Source organism: Staphylococcus sp. 231237_7MaSpsaltlick (assembly GCF_043107035.1).
Genome location: NZ_JBICNX010000355.1, coordinates 1 through 468, shown reverse-complemented (window position 1 = coordinate 468; position 468 = coordinate 1). Strand labels below are relative to the sequence as shown.

The 468-nt window shown below is 28.8% G+C and carries 2 protein-coding genes; both read right to left on the bottom strand.

The window, feature by feature from the left end; translation table 11 throughout:
• The coding region (locus ACF91D_RS31865; protein WP_392438720.1) for an NAD-dependent epimerase/dehydratase family protein at nucleotides 1–166 on the bottom strand (166 nt) is incomplete at its 3' end.
• The coding region (locus tag ACF91D_RS31860; protein WP_392438718.1) for a glycosyltransferase at nucleotides 163–468 on the bottom strand (306 nt) is incomplete at its 5' end. The genes ACF91D_RS31860 and ACF91D_RS31865, both read right to left, overlap by 4 nt.

Sequence of the window (468 nt, the reverse complement as noted above, 5' to 3'; positions counted from 1 at the left end):
AAGTGAAATTTTTAGTGCCTATTGACTTCAATCTATCTTCCTTAATGGTCACATCGTAATAATCATTGATGTTATCTATCCCTATAACTTCATGACCTTGTTTAATTAATTTTTTTGATAAATGCGAACCTATAAAACCCGCTGAACCTGTAATCAAAATTTTCATTTTCTTATCTCTCCATTTATAATGTTTTTATAAGCTTTTAGTGCATCTACCCTTTTTTTAGTAACTATTTCTTTAACATTATTACTTACTTTATTATAGTTCTCTGCAATGTTATTTAATCTAAACTCGTTATTGTTAATTAACTTCTCTACTAAATTAGTAAAACTGGATAAATCTCTATAATCAAATGAATAAGAATTTTCAACACTTTCTTTCAATCCCCCTGCTCTTGAAGTAATTACAGGTACCCTGTTACTAATTGCTTCTACAACAGCTCTTCCATGTCCTTCAGTTTTACTTGG